The sequence below is a fragment of the Pantoea sp. V106_11 genome, assembly GCF_029967885.1.
GTDB classification, from domain to species: Bacteria; Pseudomonadota; Gammaproteobacteria; order Enterobacterales; family Enterobacteriaceae; genus Pantoea; species Pantoea ananatis.
Window position 1 is genome coordinate 672,035 of the sequence record NZ_JASCAK010000037.1, and the last position, 22,384, is coordinate 694,418.

General features: G+C 49.1%; 20 protein-coding genes. 12 read left to right on the plus strand and 8 right to left on the minus strand.

Features of this window, described 5'->3' with window-relative positions:
* Window position 1: 1 nt before the first annotated feature.
* From rsxD to ydgT, 6 genes are all read right to left on the minus strand, one after another.
* Window positions 2-1,060 carry an electron transport complex subunit RsxD gene (rsxD, locus tag QLG08_RS21985; RefSeq protein WP_013025660.1) on the minus strand — a complete coding sequence of 353 codons (1,059 nt, stop codon included), beginning with the start codon at window positions 1,058-1,060 and terminating at the stop codon, window positions 2-4.
* Complete coding sequence (gene rsxC, locus QLG08_RS21990; protein WP_238493326.1) at window positions 1,061-3,460, minus strand: electron transport complex subunit RsxC; 2,400 nt, start codon at window positions 3,458-3,460, stop codon at window positions 1,061-1,063. It lies immediately after the preceding gene.
* Window positions 3,453-4,031 (minus strand): electron transport complex subunit RsxB, encoded by a 579-nt coding sequence (gene rsxB / locus QLG08_RS21995; protein WP_013025662.1) that lies wholly within the window; start codon window positions 4,029-4,031, stop codon window positions 3,453-3,455. The genes rsxC and rsxB overlap by 8 nt, the downstream gene beginning before the upstream one ends.
* A complete protein-coding gene (gene rsxA / locus QLG08_RS22000; protein WP_013025663.1) occupies window positions 4,031-4,612 on the minus strand; it encodes an electron transport complex subunit RsxA in 582 nt (193 codons plus the stop codon). Before rsxA ends, rsxB begins: the two co-directional genes overlap by 1 nt.
* 123 nt (window positions 4,613-4,735) lie before the next feature.
* The gene (locus QLG08_RS22005; RefSeq protein WP_013025664.1) at window positions 4,736-5,179 is read right to left on the minus strand and encodes a DUF2569 domain-containing protein; all 444 of its coding nucleotides are present in this window, start codon (window positions 5,177-5,179) and stop codon (window positions 4,736-4,738) included.
* Between the two features lie 106 nt (window positions 5,180-5,285).
* Window positions 5,286-5,501 carry a transcription modulator YdgT gene (gene ydgT / locus QLG08_RS22010; protein WP_014605919.1) on the minus strand — a complete coding sequence of 72 codons (216 nt, stop codon included), beginning with the start codon at window positions 5,499-5,501 and terminating at the stop codon, window positions 5,286-5,288.
* 666 nt (window positions 5,502-6,167) lie between these two features.
* Here ydgT and ytfQ point away from each other — a divergent pair.
* From ytfQ to QLG08_RS22040, 6 genes are all read left to right on the plus strand, one after another.
* Window positions 6,168-7,124, plus strand: coding sequence for a galactofuranose ABC transporter, galactofuranose-binding protein YtfQ (gene ytfQ, locus QLG08_RS22015; protein ID WP_013025666.1), 957 nt, complete (start codon window positions 6,168-6,170; stop codon window positions 7,122-7,124).
* Between the two features lie 54 nt (window positions 7,125-7,178).
* The gene (locus QLG08_RS22020; RefSeq protein ID WP_022622728.1) at window positions 7,179-8,699 is read left to right on the plus strand and encodes a sugar ABC transporter ATP-binding protein; all 1,521 of its coding nucleotides are present in this window, start codon (window positions 7,179-7,181) and stop codon (window positions 8,697-8,699) included.
* Window positions 8,692-9,708, plus strand: a complete 1,017-nt coding sequence (gene ytfT / locus QLG08_RS22025; RefSeq protein WP_238493327.1) for a galactofuranose ABC transporter, ATP-binding protein YtfT — start codon at window positions 8,692-8,694, stop codon at window positions 9,706-9,708. Before QLG08_RS22020 ends, ytfT begins: the two co-directional genes overlap by 8 nt.
* Window positions 9,705-10,691 (plus strand): galactofuranose ABC transporter, permease protein YjfF, encoded by a 987-nt coding sequence (gene yjfF, locus QLG08_RS22030; RefSeq protein ID WP_210449414.1) that lies wholly within the window; start codon window positions 9,705-9,707, stop codon window positions 10,689-10,691. The genes ytfT and yjfF overlap by 4 nt, the downstream gene beginning before the upstream one ends.
* A gap of 120 nt (window positions 10,692-10,811) precedes the next feature.
* Window positions 10,812-11,192, plus strand: coding sequence for a hypothetical protein (locus QLG08_RS22035; RefSeq protein WP_210449416.1), 381 nt, complete (start codon window positions 10,812-10,814; stop codon window positions 11,190-11,192).
* Window positions 11,193-11,217: 25 nt separating this feature from the next.
* Entirely contained in the window at window positions 11,218-12,798 is a 1,581-nt protein-coding gene (locus QLG08_RS22040; protein ID WP_336247082.1) for a sensor domain-containing diguanylate cyclase, read from the plus strand.
* Between the two features lie 84 nt (window positions 12,799-12,882).
* On the opposite strand, the gene QLG08_RS22045 is transcribed toward QLG08_RS22040, so the two are convergent.
* A complete protein-coding gene (locus QLG08_RS22045; RefSeq protein ID WP_019105277.1) occupies window positions 12,883-13,341 on the minus strand; it encodes a hypothetical protein in 459 nt (152 codons plus the stop codon).
* Window positions 13,334-14,227 (minus strand): winged helix-turn-helix domain-containing protein, encoded by an 894-nt coding sequence (locus QLG08_RS22050; RefSeq protein ID WP_210449420.1) that lies wholly within the window; start codon window positions 14,225-14,227, stop codon window positions 13,334-13,336. The genes QLG08_RS22045 and QLG08_RS22050 overlap by 8 nt, the downstream gene beginning before the upstream one ends.
* Window positions 14,228-16,007: 1,780 nt before the next feature.
* On the opposite strand from QLG08_RS22050, the gene QLG08_RS22055 reads away from it, so the two are divergent.
* From QLG08_RS22055 to QLG08_RS22080, 6 genes are all read left to right on the plus strand, one after another.
* The gene (locus QLG08_RS22055; RefSeq protein WP_233266602.1) at window positions 16,008-16,694 is read left to right on the plus strand and encodes a DUF1120 domain-containing protein; all 687 of its coding nucleotides are present in this window, start codon (window positions 16,008-16,010) and stop codon (window positions 16,692-16,694) included.
* A gap of 55 nt (window positions 16,695-16,749) precedes the next feature.
* A complete protein-coding gene (locus QLG08_RS22060; protein ID WP_238493329.1) occupies window positions 16,750-19,110 on the plus strand; it encodes a fimbrial biogenesis outer membrane usher protein in 2,361 nt (786 codons plus the stop codon).
* On the plus strand, window positions 19,082-19,786 hold the full coding sequence (locus tag QLG08_RS22065; protein ID WP_105080206.1) for a fimbria/pilus periplasmic chaperone: 705 nt from the start codon (window positions 19,082-19,084) through the stop codon (window positions 19,784-19,786). The genes QLG08_RS22060 and QLG08_RS22065 overlap by 29 nt, the downstream gene beginning before the upstream one ends.
* A gap of 52 nt (window positions 19,787-19,838) precedes the next feature.
* Entirely contained in the window at window positions 19,839-20,087 is a 249-nt protein-coding gene (locus tag QLG08_RS22070) for a helix-turn-helix domain-containing protein (protein ID WP_013025676.1), read from the plus strand.
* A 684-nt stretch (window positions 20,088-20,771) separates the two neighbouring features.
* Window positions 20,772-21,047: a LuxR C-terminal-related transcriptional regulator gene (locus QLG08_RS22075; RefSeq protein ID WP_104933353.1), complete on the plus strand. Its 276-nt coding sequence runs from the start codon at window positions 20,772-20,774 to the stop codon at window positions 21,045-21,047.
* Window positions 21,048-21,941, plus strand: coding sequence for an N-acetylmuramoyl-L-alanine amidase (locus tag QLG08_RS22080; protein WP_282473174.1), 894 nt, complete (start codon window positions 21,048-21,050; stop codon window positions 21,939-21,941).
* Window positions 21,942-22,384 lie beyond the last annotated feature (443 nt).

Below are 22,384 nucleotides of genomic sequence, written 5' to 3' on the forward strand. Positions count from 1 at the left end.
TTTAATCCTTTTGATGGCCGTAAACACGCGGCTGAGTGTAATAGTCAATCAGCGGTACGCATATATTAGCCAGCAATACAGCGAAAGCAACGCCGTCCGGATATCCGCCGAAGCTGCGAATTAACCAGATCAGCAGCCCAATCAGCGCACCGTAGAGTAAACGACCACGGTCGGTCGTGGAAGCGGTGACCGGATCGGTAGCAATAAAAAATGCCCCAAGCATAGTGGCACCTGAGAACAGATGAATCACTGGGCTGTTGAGCGTAGCGGGCGAGAACAGCCAGCCCAGCGTTGCGCAGAAGGCCAGCGACAGCAAAATGGCAGCCGGGATATGCCAGCGAATGGCGTTTTTCCATAGCAGGAACAGACCGCCCACCAGATAACCCAGGTTAACCCACTGCCAGCCGAGACCCGCGAGCACACCACTGTAAATGGGCTGGGCCAGAAGTTGCGCGGCGCTGTGGCCCGCGCGCAGGCCGGTTTTGAATGTATCGAGCGGCGTGGCCTGGCTGACGCCATCGGCACCGAGCTGCAGCTGCTGCATCGTGTCGCCCGCAAGAGTATGGCCGGTAAAAATCATACTGAGTGAATCGAGCATCCCCGGTTTAATCATCTGTAACGCGTCCGGCGGCATCCAACTGGTCATCTGTACCGGAAACGAGATCAGTAGCACCACATAGCCTACCATCGCCGGATTAAAGGGATTTTGTCCCAGTCCACCGTAAAGCTGCTTGGCGATCACAATCGCAAAGACTGTACCGATCACTACCAGCCACCAGGGCGCCAGAGAGGGGATGCTGATTCCCAGCAGAATGGCCGTCAAGAGGGCTGAATTATCCGCAAGGTTGGCAGCAACCGGGCTTTTGCGTAAACGCAGGATGGCCGCTTCGGTAAGCAACGCCGTTACCGAGGCCAGAATCACCTGCAACAGCGTGCCCACGCCAAAGAAATAACACTGCGCTGCAAAGCCCGGCAGCGCAGCCAGCACCACCAGCATCATGATGTTGCCGGTGCTGCGCCGGTTGTGGGTATAAGGTGAACTTGCTATACGAAAAGCCATTTAGTCCTCAGGTGTCAATGTCGATTGCGCTTTACGCGCTTTGGCACGTTCGATAGCAGCCGCAATAGCGGCTTTGCGCGCGTCAGTAGGGTGCTCAAGTTCCGGCGCATGTTCGGCTTCAGCATTCGCATTATTGGCTTGTTCTTGCGCCATTTCCGCCTGCTCGACGTCACGGTGCGCCTCTGTTGCAGCCAGTGCAGCATCGCGAGAAGCGTCCTCCGCGCGAGCCAGGGCGGCGGCGGCTTTCTTCGCTTTGGCACGCTCCACGGCGGCGGCCACGGCGGCCTTGCGCGGGTCCTCCGGCGGGGCGGGCTGCACATCCTCAGTACTTTCAGCGGCGGCGACCTGCGCGGCTTTCTTCGCTCTGGCGCGCTCCACGGCGGCGGCCACGGCGGCCTTGCGCGGGTCCTCCGGCCGAGCGGGCTGCACATCCTCAGTACTTTCAGCGCTGGCGGCCTGCGCGGCTTTCTTCGCTCTGGCGCGCTCTACGGCGGCCACGGCGGCCTTGCGTGGATCCTCCGGCGGGGCGGGCTGCACATCCTCAGTACCGTCAGCGGCGGCGGCCACGGCGGCCTTGCGCGGGTCTTCCGGCGGGGCGGGCTGCACATCCTCAGTACCTTCAGCGCTGGCGGCCTGCGCGGCTTTCTTCGCTTTGGCGCGCTCCACGGCGGCGGCTACGGCGGCCTTGCGTGGATCCTCCGCTACCTCTTCAGACGCGTCCGGAACGGCTGATTTTTTTGCTTTAGCACGCGCAATAGCGGCTTCAACCGCCGCTTTGCGTGGATCGGTCGTCTGGCGGCTCAGTGCCTGGGTTTCCGACTGGGCTTCAGCCTGGCGCAAGCGAGCCTGAGCATGGCGAGCCTCGGCGACGGCCTCTTCGTTTCCACCAGATTTTGCTTTCGCACGTGCCTGAGCCGCAGCCAGTTCAGCACTGTCGCTGCGCGCTACGCGCTGCTTCGCCTCTGCATGGCGTGCTTCACGTGCCTGTTTTTCCCGTTCGAGTCGTGCCTGACGCGCTTCAAACCGTGCTTTCGCTTCCAGCGTCCGTTTGGCTTCCAGATCGATAGCCCGCAACTCGGCTTTTTCCTGGCGGTAATACTGCACCAGCGGGATGTTGCTGGGACAAACATAGGCGCAGGCACCGCATTCAATACAGTCATCAATATGGTGCGCACGGGCTTTATCATGATCGCCGCCCTTGCTGTACCAGTAAAGCTGCTGCGGCAGCAGCTTAGCCGGGCAGGCATCAGCACAGGCAGAGCAGCGAATACAGGACTGCTCCTGCTCGTCGTTGCCCATTTCCGTGCTGGACGGTGCCAGAATACAGTTGGTGATTTTAACCACCGGGACATCCAGTGACGGCAGGGTAAAGCCCATCAGCGGGCCGCCCATAATCACCATCTGGCGTGGTGAGGGATGAAAACCGACCTGATGAAGCAGATGACTGATTGGCGTACCCAACCGGCTCCACACATTACGTGGCTGGGCGATGGCTTCACCTGTCAGGGTGACTACGCGCTCGGTGATGGGCTCGCCATTAATGATGGCGCGCTTAACCGCCCAGGCCGTGCCGACGTTTTGCATCAGCACGCCAATGTCCGTCGAGCGTCCGCCGTGCGGCACTTCCATACCGGTAAGAATTTTGGTGAGCTGTTTGGCACCGCCCGAAGGATACTTGGTTGGAATGACGCGAATCTGGAGATCGCGCTCACCGCCCAGCGCCTGCTTCAGAGCGGCGATGGCTTCAGGTTTGTTATCTTCGATGCCAATTAAAACGCGATCTGCCTGTAAGACCCAGGCCAGAATCCGGCTGCCTTCCAGCACTTCGGCTGCGTAATCCTGCATCAGCCGATCGTCAGCGGTGATATAGGGCTCACACTCGGCGGCATTGATAATCAGCGTTTTAACGCCCCGCAGGCCGCCTTTCAGCTTAGTGGCGGTCGGGAAGCCTGCACCGCCCAGGCCGGCGATGCCGGCATCGTGAATGCGTTTCAGGATGACGGCTCGTTCATGCTGGCGGTAGTCCGGCAGCGGTTCCAGCGGCATCCAGCGGTCCTCACCATCCGGCGTCAGGAAAATACACAGCTCTGACAGGCCCGAAGGGTGAGCCGTCATGTGCTGGGCAATATCCTCGATGACGCCGGACGTCGGTGCGTGCACCGGCAGCATTCTGCCCTGGCCAAACGTCAGTGGCTGACCGCGCAGTACGCGATCGCCGGGCGATACGCAGATCTCACCTTCATGACCAATATGCTGTTTCAGCGGAATAATAAACCGGTGCGGCAGCGGCAGCTCGGCCAGCGGCGTACCGTTAGACTGGGTTTTCATTTCAGGCGGATGAATGCCGCCCTGAAAATCCCAGGTTTTCTCTTTTTTAAAAAAATTTAGCAGATTAAGCATGACTCTCTACCGGGATCACCCGAACAGGAATGGTTTCAAGATCCCATTTCCAGTTGGCCGTGGTGGTGGCAACCGGACGCATCTCAATACAATCGGTAGGACAAGGCGCGACACACAGGTCGCAGCCCGTACACACGTCGCTCAGCACGGTGTGCATGGCGCGTGTTGCGCCAACGATGGCATCAACCGGGCAGGCCTGAATACATTTCGTGCAGCCAATACAGTTCGCTTCATCTATCCATGCCACGGTGCGCACGGGCGCTTTGGCTTCTTCGTCACCATCAATCGGCTGCGGCTCAACGTTGAGCAGGGCCGCCAGCTTCAGCATGGTCTGTTCGCCACCGGGCGCACATTTGTTGATGGCTTCACCGTTATTGCCCACCGCATCGGCATAAGGACGACAGCCAGGATAACCGCACTGGCCGCACTGGCTTTGTGGAAGAACAGCATCGATCTGCTCAACAATGGGATCTTCTTCAACCTCAAAGCGTCGTGAGGCGTAACCCAGCAGGGCGCCAAACACAAGGCTCAGGGCGCTTAATACCGCAACCGCTATCCAAATCGCACTCATCAGAATTTCACCAAACCGGTAAAGCCCATAAACGCCAGTGCCATCAGGCCTGCGGTGATCAGCGCAATCGAGTTTCCTTTGAACGGGGCAGGCACGTTTGCCAGAACCAGGCGCTCACGCATACCGGCAAACAGCACCATGACAAGCGAGAAGCCCAGCGAGGCGCTGAATCCATACAGCGCCGCCTGCAGGAAGGTGTGGTTGAGGTTAACACTCAACAAGGGAACGCCCAGCACCGCGCAGTTGGTGGTAATCAGCGGCAGGAAAATACCCAACAGTCGGTAAAGCGACGGGCTGGTTTTGCGCACCACCATTTCGGTGAACTGCACAACCACGGCGATCACCAGAATATAGGCCATGGTGCGCAGGTACACTAAGTCCAGTGGCACCAGAATAAGATGGTTCACAAGCCATGCACAAATAGAGGCCAGTGTGATAACAAATGTGGTGGCGAGGCCCATGCCAATCGCCGTTTCCAGCTTTTTGGAAACGCCCATAAAGGGACACAGGCCGAGGAACTTCACCAAAACGAAGTTATTCACCAGCACAGTACCCACAAAGAGAAGGAGATAATCGGTCATTTTTTCGCCTGAATACCAGAAAGCGGCTTATTATCATTGATAAAACGCTGTATCACAACTGTGACACAACATTGTCTACGGACAACCGCACTCAGGATTAAACTGTTGGCGATAATTTTGGCCTCACCGCTGAGTAAACGTCGCTTTTACCCGTGCTGAACGCTTGAAATAAGGCACAAAAATTGCCGCTGCCGCCAGAGACAGCAGTAACGTCTGAATCGCCCGGGCGTCAGAAACCGGCGTAAAGGCAAACGTTTTCAGGGCCAGCAGCACGGTAATCAGCAACCAGACAATATAGTGGCGGGGCAGCCGGGAAGAGCGCTTAAAGAAAATCCACACAACCCACATGCTGTAAGCCCACAGCGCGGTGGCGGTGAAAAGCGAAATGGCCCAGTAGGTGGTGACGAGCGAACTGTGATTAAACAGGGTGGCGCGCCATTGTGTATCAAACAGCGGTGTCAGATACATGGCCATCACCAGCGCCGTGGTGAGCAACGTCATCAGCAACCATGCTAGCGGCACTAAAAGCCAGCCACCAATTCGGGGTGCGGCATCCTGTGTGTTCATTGCGGTTAATCCTGTCTCAATGTCAGAAGCGGCTCAGAATAGCATGTTAAGACAGAAGGGAAACATTATGGCTAAGCGCTTTCAGATAATATTCTGAACCTCAGAATTATACCACGTAGCGCCATACCGATTTAGGTACGCAGCCCAGATCAAACAGACGACCACCGGATACCAGCTCTGCGCGACGATGATCTGCAGCCCGGTACATATTGATGATATCGGTGTTGTCAGAAAGGGAATAATTCAGATGGTCGTAGAGTTTTTCCAGACTGTCGAGGTTATTCACTTTGCGGAATTTTAAAAGATAATCGTGCGCAGTCATTTTTATCGTAACGGATGGATGGGAAAGAATGCCAAGTATAGGGAGACACCCGGCCGTGTCCAGTTCTGCCACTTAAAAAAAGCAAAAATCAGACAATCACGAGAGATTGATCGCTAAACAACCTTTTTCATCATTTTCGTGCACAGTAAACGTCGCCGCCGTTATCAGGTCAGGTGCTGTACAGGGCGCATGTTGTTTGGGTTGATCAGACCAGGTAACTTTTTATTTGTTTATATGTACGAATCGACTGCCATTAATTCCCGTTTCCCGCGTCAGATGAAGAGAACGTCAGTAAACCCTCAACAAAGGCTTATAGCGGAATCGTTTCATTCGATATACAGGGCCGTGTAGGGATGTGCTGGAAATCACAAAATGCACTTTTTGTCGCCGAATAATTGCCGTAACTCATTCTGTACGCCTCCCTGTAATCGTTTTCAACTGGCCTACACTTAAACGATTCTGTTTATTACATTTATTTATCATAAGTTGAAAAAACACACAGGCGTTTTGTCCATAACCCCTGATGAAATGCCCCCTCATGAAACGCGTAACTCCTTTAAATCGCTCGATTTTGTGAAGCGTGTCGCCCTAATTTACTTTTTTTTACGTCAGTCTTAATGGGCACTTTACCCTATACAGCGAACGCCCTTCAGAGGAATAAAAACTATGTGGAAACGTTTACTCCTGACCACGCTGGTCAGCGCCGCATTAAGTGGCTCAGTGTTAGCGGCGGAAATGACAGTGGGATTCTCACAGGTAGGTTCGGAATCCGGCTGGCGCTCGGCTGAAACCAATGTGGCAAAAAGCGAAGCCAAAAAACGCGGCATCAATCTGAAGATTGCCGATGGACAACAAAAACAAGAGAACCAAATCAAGGCCGTGCGTTCATTTATTGCGCAGGGCGTTGATGCCATCTTTATCGCACCAGTGGTTCAGACGGGCTGGGAGCCGGTATTAGAAGAAGCTAAAGACGCGAAAATCCCGGTTTACCTGCTGGATCGCGCCATTGTGGTGAAAGACAACTCGTTGTACCAGGCTGTCGTAACGGCAGATAACGTGCTGGAAGGTAAGCTTATCGGTGACTGGCTGGTGAAAACGGTGGGCGACAAGAAGTGTAACGTCGTTGAACTTCAAGGCACGGTAGGCGCCAGCGTCGCCATCGACCGCAAAAAAGGCTTTGCCGAAGCGATTAGCGGTCATCCTAATATCAAAATCATCCGTTCTCAGTCTGGCGACTTCACCCGCAGTAAAGGTAAAGAAGTCATGGAAAGCTTTATCAAAGCAGAGAATAACGGCAAAAACATTTGCATGGTTTACGCCCATAACGATGACATGGCCATCGGTGCCATTCAGGCCATCAAAGAGGCCGGCCTGAAACCGGGTAAAGACATCCTGACTGGTTCGATTGACGGTGTACCTGATATCTATAAAGCCATGCTGGCAGGCGAAGCCAACGCAAACGTGGAATTAACGCCAAACATGGCAGGCCCGGCGTTTGACGCGCTGGAAAAATTCAAAAAAGACGGCACGCTGCCGCCAAAAATTATCAGAACGCAATCAAAACTCTTTTTACCTGCTGACGCGCAGGCCGAGTTAGATAAGAAAAAGAACATGGGTTACTAAGCCGCAGGCCGCCCTTCGGGGCGGTTTTCCATGATGTAGGGCGGAGTTGACAGCATGACCACACACAACGAACAACCTCTTTTAGCCATCAGCGGCGTCAGTAAAGGCTTCCCGGGCGTCAAAGCGCTGGACGATGTGTCTTTCAGCCTGCGTAAAGGCGAGATCATGGCGCTGTTAGGTGAAAACGGCGCCGGAAAATCCACACTCATAAAAGTCCTGACCGGCGTTTACACCCGGGACAGCGGCACAGTAACGCTAAACGGCCAGGCGATTTCGCCGCACAGCACCGCCGAAGCCCAGGATATCGGTATCGGTACGGTTTATCAGGAAGTTAACCTGCTGCCCAACATGTCGGTGGCAGATAACCTGTATATCGGGCGTGAACCGCGTCGTTTTGGCATGATCGATCGTAAGCGCATGGTTCGCGATGCCGATGCCCTGATGCGTAATTACGGTTTTGCCCTTGATGTCACCCGGCCCCTTGGCCACTATTCAGTCGCCATGCAGCAGATCATTGCCATCTGCCGGGCTGTCGATCTTTCTGCGCAGGTCCTGATTCTGGATGAACCTACTGCCAGCCTGGATGCCAGCGAGGTTGAAATGCTGTTTACCCTCATGACGCAGCTGAAAAATCGCGGCATGAGCCTGATTTTCGTCACGCATTTTCTGGATCAGGTTTATCGCATCACCGACCGCATCACCGTACTGCGCAATGGTAAATTCATCGCCACGCATGACACGGCAACGCTGCCGCAGATTGATCTGGTGAAACTGATGATTGGCCGTGAGCTGATGGCGACCGCGCTGCAGCGTCAGGGCAGCACGCTACGCAGTAATCAGCCTGTGGTGTCTTTTGAAGATTACGGCAAGAAAGGCACCATCGAGCCTTTCAGCCTGCAGGTCAGGCCCGGCGAAGTGGTGGGGCTGGCCGGACTGCTGGGGTCCGGACGCACTGAAACGGCCGAAGTGTTATTTGGTATTCGTCGCGCCGATCGCGGTACGGCAAAGATCAAAGGCAAAGTTGAACACATTCGCACGCCTGCTCAGGCTTCACGCCTGGGCATGGGGTTCTGTCCGGAAGACCGCAAAACCGACGGTATCATTGGTGCGGCCTCGGTGCGGGAAAACATTATTCTGGCCCTGCAGGCGCAGCGCGGCTGGTTACGGCCGATTAAAAAACGGGAACAGCAGGCGATTGCCGAACGTTTTATTAAAAGTCTGGGTATTCGCACGCCGCATGCAGAGCAGCCCGTTGAGCTGTTATCGGGCGGCAATCAGCAAAAGGTTCTGCTGTCACGCTGGCTGGTGACAAAACCGCAGTTCCTGATCCTGGATGAACCGACGCGCGGCATTGATGTGGGCGCTCATGCGGAAATTATCCGCCTCATCGAGTCGCTGTGTGCTGATGGTCTGGCGCTGCTGGTTATCTCTTCAGAGCTGGAAGAGCTGGTCGGCTACGCCGATCGTGTATTGATCATGCGTGATCTGAAACAGGTGGCTGAAATTCCACTGGAGCAGCTTTCAGTGGCGGCAATCGTTAACGCTATTGCTGACGGAGGTACGCAGCATGCTTGAATCCCCGGTCACCGCGACCAAACCTCAACGTCGCAAGTTCAGGCTGCCGCCCGGCATGCCGCAGATTATTGCCCTGTTGCTGGTGCTGTTAGTTGACAGCCTGGTCGCGAATAACTTTTTTGCGATTCATCTTCAGGACGGACGGCTGTTTGGCAGTCCGATCGACATTATCAACCGCGCCGCGCCCGTTGCTTTACTGGCCATCGGCATGACGCTGGTCATCGCCACCGGCGGGATCGACCTGTCAGTCGGCGCCGTGATGGCGATTGCCGGCGCCACCGCCGCTACGCTGACCGTCGCCGGGCACGGTGTATCCTTTATCATTATGGTGACGCTGGCCAGCGGTCTGGCCTGCGGCATATGGAACGGCATTCTGGTGGCCTTACTCCGTATCCAGCCGTTTGTTGCCACGCTGATTTTAATGGTCGCCGGACGCGGTATTGCTCAGCTTATTACTCAGGGGCAAATCGTAACCTTTAATAATGACAGCCTTGGCTGGTTTGGGAATGGGGCGCTGTGGTTGTTACCGGTGCCGGTCTGGATAACGGTGGCGGTTGCGTTGCTGGTCTGGCTACTGGCGCGTAAAACCGCCCTGGGGCTGTTTATCGAAGCCGTGGGCATTAACCTGCGCGCCGCGCGCAATGCAGGCGTGAATGGCTGGCTGGTGGTGATGTCCACCTATGCCATCAGCGGCCTTTGCGCGGCGGTAGCCGGCCTGATTGTGGCGGCGGATATTCGTGGCGCAGATGCTAACAATGCCGGATTGTGGCTGGAACTGGATGCGATTCTCGCCGTGGTCATCGGCGGAGCGTCCCTGATGGGCGGCCGGTTTAACATCGTGCTGTCATTGATAGGTGCGCTGATTATTCAGTCGATGAACACCGGTATTCTACTCTCTGGCTTTCCGCCAGAGTTGAATCAGGTGGTGAAGGCGATAGTGGTCATGTGCGTTCTGCTTCTGCAATCCCCGCGCTTTATTGCGATGTTTAAACGGAGACGTCCATCATGATTAAACGTCATCTGCCTCTAATGATCACCCTACTGGTGTTCGTCATGGGCTATCTGTTTTGCCTGAGCCAGTTTCCCGGCTTTGCTTCCACGCGGGTGATCTGTAACATTTTGACGGATAACGCCTTCCTCGGCATTATCGCTGTCGGTATGACCTTTGTGATTTTATCGGGCGGCATCGATCTTTCGGTGGGGGCCGTCATTGCGTTTTCGGGTGTATTTTTGGCAAAGGTTATCGGTGACTATCACCTCAACCCCGTCCTGGCGTTTGCCCTCATCCTGAGTATGGGAGCGTTGTTTGGTGCCATGATGGGCTGGCTGATTGATGCGCTGAAAATTCCCGCATTTATTATCACCCTGGCGGGCATGTTTTTTCTGCGCGGCTGCAGTTACCTGGTCTCTGAGAATTCTATTCCGATCGATCATCCTCTTTACGCCACGCTGTCCAGCATGGCATGGAAGGTTCCGGGGGGCGGGCGGCTCAGTTTGCTGGCGTTGATCATGCTGGTGGTGGTGGCGGGCGGGATCATTCTGGCGCACCGCACTCGCTTTGGTAATCAGGTTTATGCGATTGGCGGCAGCCTGACCTCCGCGCAACTCATGGGCGTTTCAACCCGCGCCACCACCATTAAGATCTACATGCTGTCGACTACCCTGGCGACGCTGGCCGGCATTGTGTTTTCCATCTATACCTCGGCGGGCTATGCCCTGGCTGGATTGGGCGTGGAACTGGATGCGATTGCCTCTGTAGTGATTGGCGGAACCTTACTCTCGGGTGGCGTAGGCACGGTGCTGGGCACCTTGTTCGGCGTGTTAATTCAGGGGCTTATTCAAACCTGGATCAACTTTGACGGCACGCTCAGTTCCTGGTGGACCAAGATTGCTATTGGCATTTTGCTGTTTGCGTTTATCGCGTTACAGCGCCTGCTGACGGTAATTTGGGATCGTCAACGGAACGCGCCGGTGAAACGGCTGATTCAATAAGCTAAGGGCGGCGCTGATGCGCCGCTTTTTTGAGTAGCAGGTGGCGCAACCCATAATCGGTAATGGTAGGTGAGAGAGCGTGAGTGAATAAGCATTGCCTGAACAGGGATTATTCATCGTGTGGGTGCATGCGTTGTATCACATCATGCCAGCCTGCATGCTTTCTCAATCACGGATAAAGCATGTCCATTCCCTCTGCGTTATGTCAGTTTATTATTGCTAGCAGGTCATAACGTATTTGCAATGAATGCCTGTCCTGTACGTATTTGGCCTGTTTCAGAAGACGTTAACGACGGCCCGCCTCTTTTTTCACGGCAGAATAAGGTTAATGATGGAGAAGAGGGTGCCAGCGGTATAACTGCGTCACCGGATTGCCAGTCTGGCAAGCGCTGGATTTACGCCTTTATCAGCGCGATGTCGCTGATTAGCGAGAGTAAGAGGGTGACGTTTAGCCGTGAAACGCTTTGTTTTTTCCAGGCAGTGCTAATATCTTTGAAATAATGATGGCAAATAACAGAGACCTGCTGTGGGAATGAATAAAACCTATAAACCCTCGTTAAAAGGGCTTCTGTGCCTGCATTCTGTTGGTTGCATAGTCATTACTGCACTCATGCTGATATTGGTGGTGGGCGTTGTTCTTAAGGTTCTGACTGAAAAAAGAATTATTGAATCTAACACCGCCTATGCCCGTAAGCTTGCTGATATGACCGACAGTACATTCAGAACGGCACAAAAAGAGCTTGCATACAGTGCCACTCAGATTAAACGTTTTGAAGACAAACAGGCACTACAGCAAGAAGCTGACAGATTAAGACTGCAATCGGATATGTTCAGTTCAGTCGTGATGCTAACGCCAGACGGTTACGTTGCGGCATCCTCTCCACCAGGTTTACTGCCTGTTGGTACGTCTTTGAATGTTGCCCCTGAGCAGTTGATGGCGGTAAAAAAGGGGGCGTTCGTATCAGAACCCTTTACACCTTCCACAGGTAACTATCTCATTTTTTTGTCGAACCCGATCTATTCCTCTTCGGGGGCGTATCTGGGTTATATTGCAGGATCTATCTACCTGAAAAGAAAAAGTATTTTAAGCCGCCTCATGAGCCATCATTTTTACACTGATAAAACAACGATCAGCATTGTTTCAGATACTGGAGAAGTCATTTATTCACCTGATGAGATGCTTACAGGAAAAAACAATCCTTTGACTACCAGCCTGACGACGCGGCTGAATCAGGCCAGCAGCGGTGGATTAAAGACAACGTTAGAACAACGCGACTGCCTGTTAGGCTATTCAGACGTTATCAAAACCAACTGGCACGTATTCGTATGCGTTTCGCCTGACGTGGTCAGCACGACACTCACGCTTATCGCTAAAGATGTGTTGGTTTATGGACTGGTGATAGCATTGCTATTGGTCGGTGTGAGCATCTTTGTTTCCACGCAGATTTCCAAACCGCTCGAAAGACTCGCTGGCCTGACCCGGTCTACTACAACGAAGGATTTGCCTCCCAAAATCAAGGGTATAAAAACGTGGTATAAAGAATCTGACCGGCTGAAAAAATCTTTTTTGGCTTATTCGAACACAATTAATAAAACGTTGGCCATATTACGTGATGATGCAATAACCGATCATCTGACCAAACTGTATAACCGACGTGGATTTGAGCAACTTACCGCGCCTTACCTCTCTGCTAAAAAAGAACATAGTCTTGCCTCTTTCGATATCGATTACTTTAAGCGCATTAATGATCACTATGGGCATGATATCGGTGATAAAACGTTAGTGGCCGTCGCGATGTTTTTAAAAAAAGGCTGCCGCACTAACGATATTGTTTGTCGGTTTGGTGGCGAAGAATTTGTTGTTTTCTTTCCGAATACACAAATCTCAGAGGCTGAATCTATTGCAAATCGTATCCGTGAACATATCGCATGTGCGCAATTTAGCGAAGTAGGAAAAATGACAATATCAGCTGGCGTGGAGAGTTTAGCTCACCATAACAACGATATTGAGGAAACATTGCTTTCCGTTGACCAATGGTTGTACCAGGCAAAGCATGAGGGGCGAAACAGAGTTGTTTCTGCCAGAAGTAAACTGATTTCGTCGTAAAAAATGCACTGCACGACGTCAAGATTATCAACATTGAGATCTCAGCGTCGTGCAGTGGACAAGGGTGAAAAATCGTTAAAAAAGCTAACTACTTCTTTCACAGACGAAAAGTGGCGTAGTCTCAGAGTAAAAAAGCCAGGCTTTATCACCGTAAGGCCTGATTTTCAGCAGCAGAGGCTTCCCTTTTTCAATAAAGAAATCAGGTAACCATTTTCTTTGATCCTGAACGCTCATGGTCATTTGTGGCGAGTTGATGACCAAATCTGAGTTAAGGTGATAATAATAGCCCTGTTCTCGATAGGAGAAAGATATGGTTTTACTTAAATAACCATCGGCTTTATTTTTTTCATGAAGCGTACCCGAGAGAGCCAGTATCCCTTTGCCATTCTGGATATTTTGAGAAATGAATAAATTTAGCGTGCTATCTTGCCACTGATAAGAAATATCCGCTTTACATGATATACGGTGTTCCCGGTTTCCACTAAATGGATACAATAAAAGAGCGATAAAGCATAGCCCTGTCAGAACCAGAATTTTATTCATCGTTGAAATTCTTAACATAATAATGAGAGAGACAGTTTGCTCGAATTGTAGCGTGCAAGGGGTGCTGGCATTGAAAGTAAGAGAGTCTGTCAGCATTTTTAAAAGATGTCATATAGATATATTGACTGTCTTTACAATTGATATCCAAATCATCTACGCGTTTTTTTAACTCAGCGCTATTGAGCCAGGCGTCTGAGTTATTAAAAATCACGCAGCCTTTATAGTCCATGCTGTGAGCGAAAACGGGCTCTGCCGATTGCGGTTCGACTTTGATAAAAATAAAAATACAGCAAAAAGAAACGAAAGTGATGGCGGTAAAAAACACATTTTTAAAAGAGAGTCGTGCTAGCAACATTTCTGTTTTGGGTAACCATGGCGAGTGATCACGTTGACGAGTTGAGGGTAAAACCGTCTTATGATCTTTATCATCTTCGACATCTGCGTGCTGTAACACGGCTGGAGATGCTCCCTCGTGGGATTCTGTGTTTTCTTCTGACGAAAAAGGTTCATAATTTTTCTCACTCAAGACAGCTGCTGAAGAGGCTGTAACGGTATTTTCTTTCATCACCACGGTTTGTGGTGACAGGATAAAACCACGCCGGGGCATCGTTCGAATGATGTCTTCCTGCAGTCCGGCTTTACTCAGTGCGCGCCTGAGGCTGGATATATTCTGATAGAGGGACGTAGAGGTCGGCTCCATGCCAAAACGACGCCATGCATAGTCAAAAAACTGTTGATGAGTGACTAACTCACCGACATTTTCAATGAGCAACTCGAAGCATAGTGATGCTGAAGCACTAATGATCGCCGGATTGCCTCTGCCAGTAATTCTTTTTTTCTCGGGTTCAAAAACCAGAAAGTGATTAAGTGTAATCTTTCGGCTCAAAGTGCTCTCCATCTGTACCAAAAGAAATGGACATGAATACCCATCTATTGAAAGGAATTAATAGATAAAAATTTGTTATCTGAATCGACATCAGCATAGTGCTGAATAATTTCCAAATCAAATTAAATAAAAGAGTTTTATTTGCATGCCTTTGGCTTTTTTAATTTAAGTGGAATATAAAATACATGATTTAAGTTGTAAGTAATTGATTCTATTGTTTATAATTTTAAATTTAATTTAATAAAAAATAGTAATGTTTTTAGAGGGAACCTGAAGCGGGTTTAGGCTTCTTATGTAGCCCGCTGTCGCACGCGAAAGACAGCAGATAACGATGTTAAAACGCGCAATTAACTTCTCAAAAATTTCTCTAATAGTAATTATATACATTCTCATTTGCCCTGTCAGTCAGGCGTTCTGGTCAACGGCAGGTTTCAGATTCATTTGAACTCTCATTGGTTTACGCGCTTGCTGCCGTTCACGGCATCATTCAAAACAGACGTTGTTGTCAGCATACGCACTCATATGAAAAACGCACATACATACGTCTTTTAATAAGCCGTCAGCGCTATCCACATCAGAGGTAGGCGTAGCTGCATGCGCGCAATCCTCAGGTCGCGCAGACAGACATCATGCGACCAGGGGGGTTGGGCGAGGATAAAATCTGCAAGAAAATAATGTGCAGGGTTGTTAAACCAACCAGATTAAGCCCAGATTGCAGACTGAGCGGAACGAATACACCCTCCATTTTCAAAGAACCTCTACCTCAATGATACTCATCGTCACTGCAGCCTGAGATCACGCATCAGCCGTTGTTTAAGTAAATCACGCGAGAATTCCAGGTGGGCATCACAGAATCTTACGTTGCTTCGTTTAACGTTAAGGTATTGCATTTCAATGGGGCGTTGATGATGTTTTTAACTGCCCTCACTTACCTGTGTCATTCTGTATTTATCCATACCTGCGACATTATGGCTTAGCAACGCATCGTAGATATCATGTAATCAATATCCCGCTGTAACAAACACCACTCTCATCGACCTGACAGAATGTCTGTCGTTTCCTGATCTCCTGACGTTAAGTATCGAAAGTGCGCAACCCAAGCCTCTGGCCCAATGTTCTAAGAGCGTCACGGTTTGCACCGCACTTTCTTTTTCAAACATATTGCTGATTTAACGGGGAGGTAGGATAAAACGGTAAGCTTTTCTGGTACGACTATCTGACTAAAAGATATGGCTGTGAGTCAATGTAAACCAGGAATGAACTAAAGGAATGAAAATGGTCAGGAATGATACATCTTAAGTAATTCATTCAGGTCGAGTGACTAACGACAACGTCAGGCTGAACGTTTGTCTATTTTAAACGTGATTAGTAGGGCAATGAAACAGCGTCAATCAGATGTGACGGCATGGCGTTGTGTGTACTGACGCTTCGACACAGAAAAAAGTATGAAAAGGGACTGGAAAGGGCAGGCTAATCCGGCAGGTGTCCATTGCAATCTTTAAAAGACGGGTTTTCACTCAGTGATAAGTAAATATTGGGAGTTGATGTGTATGTTCTTTTCTGAATTTATTTATAAATCAATCAAAAAAAATATTGCTTTAAATGTGGCATAGAGTATACGTCTATCTTATTGATTTTTAACAATAAAAAACAAAAGATTATTTTATAAAAAAAGAGATTAATTCATATGGCGATTTCAATATTTAACGTTATATTTCTCACCGCATTAAGCCTGAGCGGCTTCTGTCGATTTTTTTATACAGAGATAAGGAAGAATAACGTGTCTTTTAATAAAACAGTATTAGCGTTAAGTTTCACCACCAGTGCATTATTTTGTCATACAGCCATGGCGGGAACGGATATTAATGTTCATGGCATCATTGCGCCGAACGCCTGTACAGCAAATGTTGTAGGCGGTGAGGCTCTTGACTGGGGGATTACTCAGCACGAAGATCTTAATCAAACTGAGCTCAATACATTTGCAGCGAAACAAGTGACATTACAGGTAAGTTGTCCCTCAGAGCAGAAAGTGGCATTCTGGGCGACCGATCCCAATGCAAGTAGTGCTCTGTTGGGTGTGAATACCAATAACAGAAAAGGGCATGCAGATAGTACGCGTATTTTTGGTTTAGGGATGGATCCGGTAACGGGAAATAAATTGGGGAATTTTACCATCAGCCCTGTTTCATCAACGGTAGACGGCGTGACCAATACGACCTCTTTCGGTTACCAGAATGGTGGTGCGCATAACAGTACTGCGTTTAGTCGTGTGTTAAATGCCGATTGGAGTTATAAGATATCGGAAGACTGGACACCTTGGAATGAAACGACCAGTGCACCAGCCTCAGGGAAAGTTATTTCATGGGTATTTGACGTCGAACCGCAATTAAACGCCGGAAATATGATAACCAATGCGCAACGGGTTGACTGGCAGGGTACTGCACAGATTAACGTACGTTATTTCTAATTTATTTTTTTGAGAGCGACAGCAGGCATCTCACTATGAGGTGCCTGATTTTGACATGCAAAAAATATATTATATTGTTACTGTTATTTTCTTTTTAAATTTTATAGCACCAGTGCGGAGTGAAACGCTACATTTTGATTCTAATTTGATGGCTGCGAATGGTATCACTTCTGCGCAGCTTGATAATGCACTTAATCAGCATGTTATGCCAGAGCGAGAAACGGAATCTGATATTTACATCAATGGAAAATATATTTTATCAGGAAGGGTTTTTTCGGTTAAAAATGCAGCGGTTTATTCGCAAGACATAAAATCAAAAGCAGGAATAAAAGCGTTAGCATGGACGCCCTACAAAGCGAGAAACGGCAGTAAATATTTTTATCTGGATAAACAGATTCAGGCTAAATTTGATCGCGCTAATAATACCTTACGGTTATTAGTCCCTGTAAAATATCTGATTAATCCAGAGGGGAAGCAAAGGTTGAGTGGCGGGAACGGGGCATTTATAAATTACAATACCTATGCCTATCGCTTTTCAGGAGGAGAAACCTCCCTCAACAGTATCAATACAGATTATGAAGCCGGAATTAATATGAACAATACGATTATTCGCTCACATGGTTACTACAGTTCCTTTAGCAACCGTAACGCACGTACGGCGGTTAACACGATACGTGATGGCTATATTGAGCGAGACTATCAAAATGTTCGCGTCCGCGCAGGACGAACAATCGTTAGCGATGGTGGGTTTGGCACTGGCTATATTGATGGTGCCATCATCTCCTCCGCCAACGGCAACGCGACGGCATTTGTGAACTTTAATTATGAAGCTGCAGAAACGCTGACTGTCGAGTTCTGGCAAAATAACTTGCTTCTCTGGAAACAAATCATTCAGAAAGGCCATGCGGAACTGCGTAATATTCCGGTAGCCGGCTTTACTGATGACGTCAGGGTATTAATTAAGCGAGACGGGCAGATCGTTGACTCGCGCATCATCTCACGCGCGCAAATCACCTCTGACCAGGATGGTAACGCGGGCTATTATGCTTTTACGGGACGTACCGTTAGCGGCAGCAGAAGCACGGTAAGCGGCGCCGGTTTCTCCAGAACGCTAAATTCAATCTTCGCCCCATCGGTCGCTATGGTCACTGCGTCAGGCTATCGCGGGCTTACGGTCAGCAATACGGCTTTCGAAAAAGATTTTCGCTTTCGCTCCAGCCTGACAAGCGTACAAAATGAGAAAAACCAGAAGGGCCTGAGTTTGGATGTTTCAGGCAGCTATAAAAATACCAGCCTTAATTTTAGTCGTAACAGCCGGCATTTTAGCTACATTGGTCAGGCACGACTCGGGAATTACAATGCACAGCGGAGCAGCATTGGTTTAACGCAGACGCAGCAGTTTTCCTATGGCGTGACAGGAAGTATCTCGTTAACACATTATCGTTTCTACGATGCGCCTGGTTTCAATTCATTGTCAGGCAGTCTGAACTTACCTGTGGGAAAAGCTTCGTTGGGCGTAGGTGTCTCCTACATGTCATTAAGCCCCGGACAAACGCAAAAAGATAAGATCAGCCTCAATCTTTTCTTGAGCCTTCCACTAAGTTTCAACAAACACAGCGCTAACTGGCGAAGTCAGTATTACACGTACGGTAACAGAGCGCGCCTGTCGAATTCGCTCAGTGCGCCGGTATCTAAAAACTATACCGTGACTGCCAGCCAGATGCGTACGTTGGGCGCGGGTCGTTCAGAAAGCTACTCGCTGGATAATGCCGTCATTACACCTTACACCACTGCGGATGTCTCGCTCTCCCAGGGACGAGATGCCGGAGGCGTATCGCAGACCACCGCGGCATATTTATCCGGTGCTGTTGCCATAAGTAAAGAAGGCGTTATTTTCTCACCAAACCGTATTGGCAATACCTGGGCGGTGGTCGACACAGGCGTCCATCATTATCTTGATGTCGCCTCATTACAAAGTAGCGCGGTCACCAATCATGATGGAAAAGCCATAATTACGCCTGTCGCTGAAGGACGAAATGATTTTATTCGCGTTAGCCCGGAAGGTCTGCCATCAGGTGTAATCATTAAAAACAACGTCAGAGATTTTTCAGCTGTTCGCGGCTCGGTGCCGTTCTTTAAATTTGGCATAGCGGATAACCGTTCAATGCTGTTGAAATGGAGCCACAAACCTTCTGACATTCATCAGAGTGATCTTTTTTATGACGGTTCTGGAAAATTAATTGCCCGTTTCATCGACAAAGATATTCTTTTAATCGATGAAAAAGATATCGGAAAGCTGGAATCAGAAGGTATGTCGTCACCTACGCATTTAAATATGCAATGTAAACTTTCATCTCGTCGTCTGAATCAACAGGAGAGTATTAAAAATGTTATTTTCAACTGCCATGCTTCGTAACGTTTCTATGAGTGTTTTCATATTTACAGGTCTTATTCATGATGCCAGTGCCGAAATTCTTCCTTCATCATCAGCGGTGTTGATCGAGTCAGGTAAGCAGGAGTCGACTATTGATATTAAGAATAATGGCGATAAAAGTGTGCTGCTTTACAGCAAAATCCGGCGTCTACCAGACGATAATCTTGCCGGTGGCACACTGTATACTGAACCTCAGGCTATTGTAATAGGTCCGGGCGACATCCAGAGCATTCGGGTAATTTACCGAACCAATACGCCGGATGTAAAAGAGCATATCGCGCGCGTAGTATTTACAGGATTACCACCTAAGGATGAGGTCAGCGATGGAAAGGTGAAAATTCTCATTGGGCAAGATCTGCCGGTCGTAGTTAACGTCAGAAAAGATATCGAGCAAAAAGATATGTGGCAGCGCGTACAATATCAGTTAGTCCGGGGCGATCTCTGTATAAGTAATCCCAGCGCTAAAGTGTTCCGTTTATCACCTTTGGTTAATACAGATGAAGGTGGATCGAAAATCACTTTTACGAAGCCTTATGTTCTTCCGCAGGAGACGTTGTGCGCTACACCTTCTCATCCACTTTCAAAGGGTATGCATCTGAACATCACCAGCGTCAGTGACTATAATTATGAGTTAAAAACAAACAAAGTCACCCTGTAGTTTATTGCAGGCGCGCTGTTTGAGATTTTCTGATTCGCTATGGAGATAACATGTGCTTAGGGTTATCGGGAAACATGGAGAAAATGTTTTTTTAACGGACAAAGAAATTGCCGTAATAGGGTTTTACATGACCGGAATGAAATTACAGCAGATTGCGTGCAGGACAGGCATGGATGTGCTGAAAATTCGTTACCACAAACGCAGGGTGATGCGTAAATTAGGTGTGAAAAACAATAAGGAACTTATTCTCTGGTTCATCGCCAACCGTCCCTCTTTTAGTCTTGAGGAGAGGGAGGGTTAGTGCAAAACGAGGATTCATCCAATTAATAACCAACGGGTGTACGTGGTTTGAATATTTTGGCGAACGCTCTCGGAACTGTGCCGGCGATATGCCTTCCTCTCCGCAATGTAAGTGGGCAGGTGCAGGGAAGGTTTATGGCGTTGGAGGCGGTGCTGGCAAAACGTTGCGAGGAAAAGGGGGCTTTTGGCCGCTGTAGGGGGGAAAGATATTGCCGGAGGATTCTGCGCCTTTCTGTAACTGGCGGGGATGAGTTACAGACAGGCGCAGATAATACCCTTTCTGGTTGTGTAACGTCCTAAAATTGTTATCTCAATGTTCTGAGATGAACGCTTTATTGAATATGAAAATAGCGAGAGGCTAAAAAAACAGTACATCCGATATTCTGAGAATGGAGATCTGTTCTGTGTGGCTTCGTGCTTAGGGTTTCTATCAATTAAATGCGGCGTTTTTAGAAATTATGATGCCGGGTTGAGGGGGGCATGTTAATCCGGTACGTACAATCCGGAATTATCTTGGCTAGTCGTTCACTGAATACCACCAGGTTAGGGAAGGTGGCATTTTTATATGGCGTTGGGATGATGAATGACAGGTTGGGATTTGAAGTTGATTGTTAATTAAATATTTTTTTTGGTTGTTTGTGGAGAGATAAAAAATTATTGCTCCAGTGGAGGGGTTGTGACTTTTATGGATAATGCAAAACGTTGTCTGACATTTACTGAAAATGAAGTAGCGGTTACCTGGTTTTTTATGACCGGGATGACAGTAAGGCAAATAGCCGAATGGATGAGTATGCCGGAGAAAGCAGTCAGTTATTATAAACGGAGAGTGATGAAAAAAATCGGCGTGAAGAATGATAATGAATTCATTATGTGGTTTTTGGAAAACAGGCTTTCTTATCAGAGGAGCGAGATTGAATTTTCTATCCTCCGTCAGAATAAAAGAGCGATCAGGATAAAGTAAATGTTGCAAAAGGATTTAATTGATATGGGAATTAAAAAGAATGCAAGATGCATCCTTACCAGCCTGTTTTTACTGTTATCATTTACAGGTTGTAGCCATAGCATTTCGTCAAAAGCAAACAGGCAAGACTATACGCTGAGCCATGATTATTCTTCACTCGCCCAAAACGAACGTATTCGTTTCCTGGTTTTTCATTACACGGCCGCTGATAACGCGACATCGTTAAAACTTCTTACAGGTAATAATGTCAGCGCCCATTACCTTATTCCTGAGTCGCCTGACAATACAGCAGATAAACCCCTCATCTATCAACTGGTCCATGAAGATAAGCGCGCCTGGCACGCCGGTGTCAGTAACTGGAATGGGCGTGTCAATCTCAATGATTCTTCTGTCGGTATTGAGATTGTTAATCGTGGTTTTTCAGAAAATATGTTGGGACATAAAACCTGGTATCCCTACGATGAAAAACAAATCAAGGCGCTTGTCGCGTTGTCCAGGCGCATTATCCAGCGTTATAATATTACCCCTGATAACGTAGTCGGTCATAGTGATATCGCCCCCCTGCGAAAACAAGACCCCGGTAAGCTGTTTCCCTGGAAACAACTGGCTGCTCAGGGGATCGGGGCCTGGCCGGAAGCAGAGAAAATAAAAAAATATCTCAACGGTCGTCTGCCAACCGCACCTGTGAATGTTCATAAAATGCAGGTGCTACTTAAAACCTATGGATATGATGCTATTCCACAAACGGGTGTGCTGGACGAGGAGACTATAAAAACCATTCAGGCGTTTCAAATGCACTTCAGACCGGCGCTTGATAACGGCATACCTGATGCGGAAACAGAGGCAATTGCTCAGGCGCTTAACGAACAGTATCGCCCAAAGGCCATTGATTGAAGGGATCATCAACTCAAGGCCAGGCAGCGACTTTGAGCATCGGGCTGTTACGCATGCCAGTCACGCAGAGGGGTGTGCTGGGTGGGCGGCTAACGGGCAAACGTTATGTTTAGGCTGACTCCTTATAAGGGCTCCTGTCAGTTTGTGAACGGAGCCAGACGGAGATTCATATCGCAATTTTCCCGTGTTGGCTGTTGTGGATTTAACACCTGGTAAGGCATGTGGCGCGTTTCGCCTGTACTCGGCTTTGCCTTCAATATGTCAATCTGACGGGTTGAGGGCAGGAGCCAGCGCAATTGTTCGTTTTCACGCCCGACATGCTAGCATGCGATGCGCGGTCACCTGTCAGGCTTGCCTGCACCATCACATTTTCCAATGACGCGTCATCTTGTAACTTCTCAACTCGCGTGACAGTATCGTTACATGTATATACATGTACTACC

What these genes read in the sequence shown, in the direction of transcription:
- ytfQ (WP_013025666.1), top strand. Translation starts at nt 6,168, where the DNA reads ATGTGGAAACGTTTACTCCTGACCACGCTGGTCAGCGCCGCATTAAGT.
- yjfF (WP_210449414.1), top strand. Translation starts at nt 9,705, where the DNA reads ATGATTAAACGTCATCTGCCTCTAATGATCACCCTACTGGTGTTCGTC.
- ydgT (WP_014605919.1), bottom strand. Translation starts at nt 5,501, where the DNA reads ATGACTGCGCACGATTATCTTTTAAAATTCCGCAAAGTGAATAACCTC.
- QLG08_RS22065 (WP_105080206.1), top strand. Translation starts at nt 19,082, where the DNA reads ATGTTATTTTCAACTGCCATGCTTCGTAACGTTTCTATGAGTGTTTTC.
- ytfT (WP_238493327.1), top strand. Translation starts at nt 8,692, where the DNA reads ATGCTTGAATCCCCGGTCACCGCGACCAAACCTCAACGTCGCAAGTTC.
- QLG08_RS22060 (WP_238493329.1), top strand. Translation starts at nt 16,750, where the DNA reads ATGCAAAAAATATATTATATTGTTACTGTTATTTTCTTTTTAAATTTT.
- QLG08_RS22080 (WP_282473174.1), top strand. Translation starts at nt 21,048, where the DNA reads ATGTTGCAAAAGGATTTAATTGATATGGGAATTAAAAAGAATGCAAGA.
- QLG08_RS22005 (WP_013025664.1), bottom strand. Translation starts at nt 5,179, where the DNA reads ATGAACACACAGGATGCCGCACCCCGAATTGGTGGCTGGCTTTTAGTG.
- rsxB (WP_013025662.1), bottom strand. Translation starts at nt 4,031, where the DNA reads ATGAGTGCGATTTGGATAGCGGTTGCGGTATTAAGCGCCCTGAGCCTT.
- QLG08_RS22045 (WP_019105277.1), bottom strand. Translation starts at nt 13,341, where the DNA reads ATGAATAAAATTCTGGTTCTGACAGGGCTATGCTTTATCGCTCTTTTA.
- QLG08_RS22075 (WP_104933353.1), top strand. Translation starts at nt 20,772, where the DNA reads ATGGATAATGCAAAACGTTGTCTGACATTTACTGAAAATGAAGTAGCG.
- QLG08_RS22020 (WP_022622728.1), top strand. Translation starts at nt 7,179, where the DNA reads ATGACCACACACAACGAACAACCTCTTTTAGCCATCAGCGGCGTCAGT.
- rsxD (WP_013025660.1), bottom strand. Translation starts at nt 1,060, where the DNA reads ATGGCTTTTCGTATAGCAAGTTCACCTTATACCCACAACCGGCGCAGC.
- rsxA (WP_013025663.1), bottom strand. Translation starts at nt 4,612, where the DNA reads ATGACCGATTATCTCCTTCTCTTTGTGGGTACTGTGCTGGTGAATAAC.
- rsxC (WP_238493326.1), bottom strand. Translation starts at nt 3,460, where the DNA reads ATGCTTAATCTGCTAAATTTTTTTAAAAAAGAGAAAACCTGGGATTTT.